Consider the following 5,140-nt stretch of genomic DNA (forward strand, 5'->3'; position numbering starts at 1 on the left):
TGTCGTCGCCTCCCAAATTTGTTTATAACACACACACTTTGTGCACACCAGGCCAGTCAACGCCTCCTTACCGGCGCTGAGCGCCGTAAAGGAGGCCTTCACGGACTTGCCGTTCTGGTGCTGCGCGCCCTGGTTGCGTGGCGCATGTCGCGAACGCGCCGTTCGAGACGTTCACCGTCGCCAACGGAGCGTTCGGGACACTGCGGTGGAACGGAACTCCAGGATCTCGACAGCCTACGAGGCCCGGCTCCCCGAGGAGCATCGGCCGCTGAGTGTCCACAGTGATCGGACACTGTGGACACTCAGGGACGGAGCGCCTGTCAAGAAGCTGGGCGGGTTCCCGGCGCGGGAACGGCTTTCGGCGCGGAGTTCGCCTTCCCGGAGTGCACCGCGACGACGCCGAGCGCGCCCAGTGCGCCTACCCCGGCGAAGGCGTAGAACCCCCACGGGTAGGCGATTCCCGCGCCGAGCAAGGCCCCGCCGAGGATCGGGCCGCAGATCGCCCCGGTACGGCCGATCCCGGCGGCCCAGCCGAGCGCCGTCGCGCGGATCGCGTCCGGATACCGCTTGCCGATGTAGGCGTACACCAGCACCTGGGCGCTGAACACGAACGCACCGGTCAGGAATACCGCCGCGTACAGCGCGAACGACGGCAGCCGCACGCTCAGCACGGCCAGGAACACGGCGGCGAGGACGAACCAGCCGATGGTCGCGGGCCGGACGCCGACGCGGTCGGCGACGCGACCGGCCACGATCAGTCCGGCGACACCGCCGAGGTTCAGTGTCAGCAGCAGACCGAGCGAAGCGCCGAGCGGGTACCCGGCCTGCCGCATGATCTCCGGCAGCCAGGTGTTGAGCCCGTACACCAGCAACAGCCCCATGAACGAGGTCACCCAGAACGCGATCGTCGCCCGCAGCAGGCCCCCGCGGAACAGCCCGGCCACGACGTTCCCGGCGGGCGCCTCGGCGGCCTGCCTCGCCTGCCGCACCCGTTCGAACTGCTCGGATTCGGGCAGATAGCGCAGCATGAGCGGCACCAGCACGAGTGCGGGCAGCGCCCCGGCGACGAACATCGCGCGCCAGCCGAACGGCGAGATGAGCACGATGCCGAGCAACGCCGTGAGCACCGCGCCGACGTGGTAGCCGGTCATCACCGTGGTGGTCGCGCTGCCGCCGCGGCCCTTCCTGGCGAACTCCGACACCAGCGCGATGGCCGTCGGCAGGCAGCCGCCGAGGCCGAGCCCGGCGAGGAACCGGAGCAGCCCGAACACGAAGGCCGACGGCGCCAGCGCGCACAGCGCGGTACACACCGAGAACCACACGACCGCCGTGATCAGCGCCTTCCGCCTGCCGATGACGTCGGTGACCGTGCCGATCGCGAGCGCGCCCAGCGTCATACCGACCAGGCCGGCGGTCGAGATCACCGACGCCGTGCCGGGACCGAGGCCCCAGACGTGGCCGCGCAGCAGCACCGGCAGGACGGTGCCCAGCACGACGAGATCGAACCCGTCGAGCAGGACAGCCGCCCAGGCCAGTGGGACGACCCAGTGCCGGGCCGCGGTGGTCGGAGCGCCAGGGGACATGGGGGACCTCCGGGGTGCGTCAGCGCACGTTCTCCGCACAGTCGTACGGATGGCGCACAGTATGCCCGTGAGGTACGACACAAACCAGCGTGCTTCCACTCGACGGAAACACGGCCTCGATTCCCCTGGCTCACCCCGGACCGGTCAAAGAATCACAAGCGCCTCTTCAGTTCGCCGAGGAACTTCCAGGTACGCAGCCGGTCCTCGGCCGATCCCAGCCCGGTCTGGGACGCCACGATCTCGGTGGCCCCGGCCTCGACGTACCGGCGGATCCCGGCCTCGACCGTCGCCTCGTCGCCGATCAGCGTGAGATCGGCGCCGTGCGAAACACCCTCGGCGTCGAGAAGCCGCCGATACGACGGGAGATCACCATAAAAGGCGAGCTTTTCGACGGCGTTCGCGCGCACGGCGTCGACATCATCGGTCACCACCGCGGACACGGCCGCGATAACGCGCGGAGCGGGTCGTCCCGCCTTAGCAGCGGCCTCGTTGAGCACCGGCGCGATCAACGTGGAAAGCGCTTTCGGCCCGGCCAGGAACGTCAGCGTGCCGTCGGCGAGTTCCCCGGTCACCCGCAGCGCCTGCGGCCCGAGCGCGGCGACGATGACCGAAGTCTCGGTGGCACCCGGAAGCACGGCGGGGAAGGGCGGCCGCGCGGCGAACGTGTCGCCGTCGAACCGCGGCTCCTCCCCGGCGAAAACGGTACGCAGCACGGTCAGGTATTCGCGCAGATGCCGGATCGACGGCGCGTACGGGAGGCCGTAGACGGGTTCGAGGAATTCCTTGGCGCCGAGCCCGATGCCGAGGGTGAACCGGCCGCCGACCGCGGCCTGCGCCGTCTGCGCGAGTGCCGCGACGAGCAGTGGATGGCGGGGGTAGATCGGCACCACCGAGGTCCCGATTTCGATGTCCGGCACCTCGCGGCCGGCGAGCCCGGCGAGGGAAATGGCGTCGTAGCCGAAGAGCTGGGAGAACCAGACCGAGCCGAGCCCGGCGTCGGCGGCCTGATGGGCCTGGGTGATGAGTTCGTCGACGGTGTTGTGCGCGGACGGGTTTCCCCCGGCGGGCAGCGTCACTCCGATGGTCATGATCGGGACTACCGCTCGCGGCGGGACGGTATTCCGCTCCCAGGACTTGGGAAGCCGCGCGCGAAGAGCGGGAAATCCGGACGCTGTGACCTACGCCCCTATCCCTACGAGGAGTAGTCATGTCGCTCATCGACGTCATCGAAGGCACGCGCGACGCCATCGACAACGACCTGCACAACGCCGCGGTGTCCTTCCGTGTCGCGAACACGCTCGCTCCCGGCACCGCGACCGTCGTCGAGGTCAAGGTCCGCGACAAGGCCTTCACGGTCGACGAACCCGGCGCGCTCGGCGGCACCGACACCGCCGCCAACCCGGTCGAATACGCGCTCGCCGCGCTCGGCTCGTGTCAGGTGATCACCTACCAGTTCTGGGCGGCGAAGCTCGGCATCCCGCTCGGCTCGGTCCGCGTCACCGTGGACGGCGACCTCGACCTGCACGGCTTCTTCGGCTTCTCGCTCAACACCCGGCCGGGCTTCGGCGATGTCCGCGTGTCGGTCGAACTCGACGGCCCCGCGACCCGTGACCAGTACGAACAGCTGCGCCGCGAGGTCGACGAGCACTGCCCGGTGCTCGACCTGTTCCGCCACGAAACCCCGGTGAGTACCAAGCTCGCCTGAACCCTGCGGGACACCCGCACCCGATCGGCATCTCCTGCCCGCGCGGCACCGATAGGCGAAGATCGCCTTCGGAGGTCGTCGATGGATGTTCTGACCCTGATGGGGCTGCTCGCCGGTTCGCTCGGGCTGACCGCGCTCTGCCGCCGGTACAACCTGTCCGCGCCGCTGGTGATCGTCGTGGTCGCGCTCGCCGTGGCGCTGATTCCGGGTGTGCCGCGGATCGAGCTGGCGCCCGAACTGATCCTCACCGTGGTGCTGCCGCCGCTGCTGTATTCGACGTCGCTGGACAGCTCGATCACGCAGTTCCGCGACAACCTGCGCCCGATCATCGCGCTCGGCGTGCTGCTGGTGGGACTCACCGCGGTGGTCGTCGCGGTGGTGGTGCACCTGCTGCTGCCCGATCTGCCGTTCGCCACCTGCCTCGTGCTCGGCGCCGTCGTCGCCCCGCCGGACGCGGTGAGCGCGGTCGCGGTCGGCAGCAAGCTCGGCCTGCCCCGCCGGATCATGGCCGTGCTGACCGGGGAAAGCCTCGTCAACGACGCCGCCGCGCTGACGCTGTACAAGGTCGCGCTCGCCGCCGTCGCCGGCACGGCGGGCTCGATCGGGCACGGGTTCGCGGTCTTCGTGGTCGCCACCGTGCTCGGAATCGCGGTCGGCCTGGTGATCGGCATGATCGTCGGGCTCATCCGGCGCAGGCTCACCGACCCGCTGCTGGAGTCGGCGTTCGGGATCATCGTGCCGTTCGCCGCGTACGTGCTCGCCGAGCATCTGCACCCGTTCGGCACCGGGTTCAGCGGTTCCGGCGTGCTCGCGGTCGTCACGGCGGGGCTGTACCTCGGACGCGGATCGCTCAACGCCTCACCCGCGACCCGCGCGCAGGACGCTTCGGTGTGGGCCTCGATCGACGTCCTGCTGGAAGCGCTGGTGTTCGCGCTGATGGGCCTCCAGTTGCCGTTCGTGCTCGACACCGCGGACCACGCCGCCCGGAACAACGGGCAGCTCGCACTCGTCGCGGTCATCGTGCTCGCGGTGACGATGTTCGTCCGGATCCCCGCGGTGCTCGGGATGAGCTATCTGCCGCGAGGACTGCGGCTGTTCCGCCGCGAAGGGCCGTCGCAGTCCTGGCGGTCCAATCTGGTGATCGCCTGGGCGGGCATGCGCGGCGTCGTCACCCTCGCCGCCGCGTCCGGTGTTCCGGTGGACACTCCCGGCCGCGCCGAGATCCAGCTGTTCGCGTTCTCCGTGGCGATCGGGACCGTGCTGATCCAGGGCCTCACCCTGCCGCCGCTGATCCGCGCGCTGAAGGTGCAGGACCCGGACGAGGCGGCGCGCGACCAGGCGGAGGAGATCGCCGCGCGCACCGCCGCCAAGGACGCGGCGCTGGCGAAACTCGACGAGCTGATCGCGACCCAGCTGTCCACTATGGACGTTCCACCCGAGCGGGCGGAACGTTTTCGCGAGCGGCTGCGGAACATCGTCGACACGCGGTACCGGGCCGCGATCGAGGCGATCTCGCTGTCCGCCGAGGAACGCGCGAGCAGCCGGACCGCGGCGTTCCACCGGGCGCGCGGCGAAATGCTCGTCGCGCAACGGCAGGCGCTGCTGGCCGAACGGGAGGCCCACCGCCTCGACGACGACATCCTGCGCAAGGTGCTGCGGGAACTCGACCTCGAAGAGCTGAGCCTCTCGGCCTCCCCGCTCAGCACCCGCCTGAGCTGAAGGGGACGTTCGTCTCGTTAGACGAGCTGAAGGGGGGGGGTGGGGGGAACGCGCTGGGGGCGCTGGGCCGCCGCCCGCCAACAGCGGAGGCATGGGCCCCCCAGGGGGTGGGCGCACCCCCCGCGCCGCCCCG

Annotated in this window: 4 protein-coding genes; 2 read left to right on the forward strand and 2 right to left on the reverse strand. The window is 70.3% G+C overall.

Features of this window, described 5'->3' with window-relative positions; genetic code table 11:
- Positions 1-320 precede the first annotated feature (320 nt).
- Together ACFWX1_RS05650 and ACFWX1_RS05655 are read right to left on the reverse strand one after the other, a co-directional pair.
- Positions 321-1,583, reverse strand: a complete 1,263-nt coding sequence (locus tag ACFWX1_RS05650) for an MFS transporter (RefSeq protein ID WP_378384200.1) — start codon at positions 1,581-1,583, stop codon at positions 321-323.
- A 152-nt stretch (positions 1,584-1,735) separates the two neighbouring features.
- Positions 1,736-2,671, reverse strand: coding sequence for a TIGR03564 family F420-dependent LLM class oxidoreductase (locus ACFWX1_RS05655; RefSeq protein ID WP_378384202.1), 936 nt, complete (start codon positions 2,669-2,671; stop codon positions 1,736-1,738).
- Between the two features lie 119 nt (positions 2,672-2,790).
- Between ACFWX1_RS05655 and ACFWX1_RS05660 the strand changes: the two genes are divergently transcribed.
- Positions 2,791-3,288: an OsmC family protein gene (locus ACFWX1_RS05660; RefSeq protein WP_378384204.1), complete on the forward strand. Its 498-nt coding sequence runs from the start codon at positions 2,791-2,793 to the stop codon at positions 3,286-3,288.
- Positions 3,289-3,369: 81 nt separating this feature from the next.
- A complete protein-coding gene (locus ACFWX1_RS05665; RefSeq protein WP_378384205.1) occupies positions 3,370-5,007 on the forward strand; it encodes a Na+/H+ antiporter in 1,638 nt (545 codons plus the stop codon).
- Positions 5,008-5,140: the final 133 nt, after the last annotated feature.

The organism is Amycolatopsis sp. NPDC059021, from assembly GCF_042739895.1.
GTDB lineage: Bacteria > Actinomycetota > Actinomycetes > Mycobacteriales > Pseudonocardiaceae > Amycolatopsis.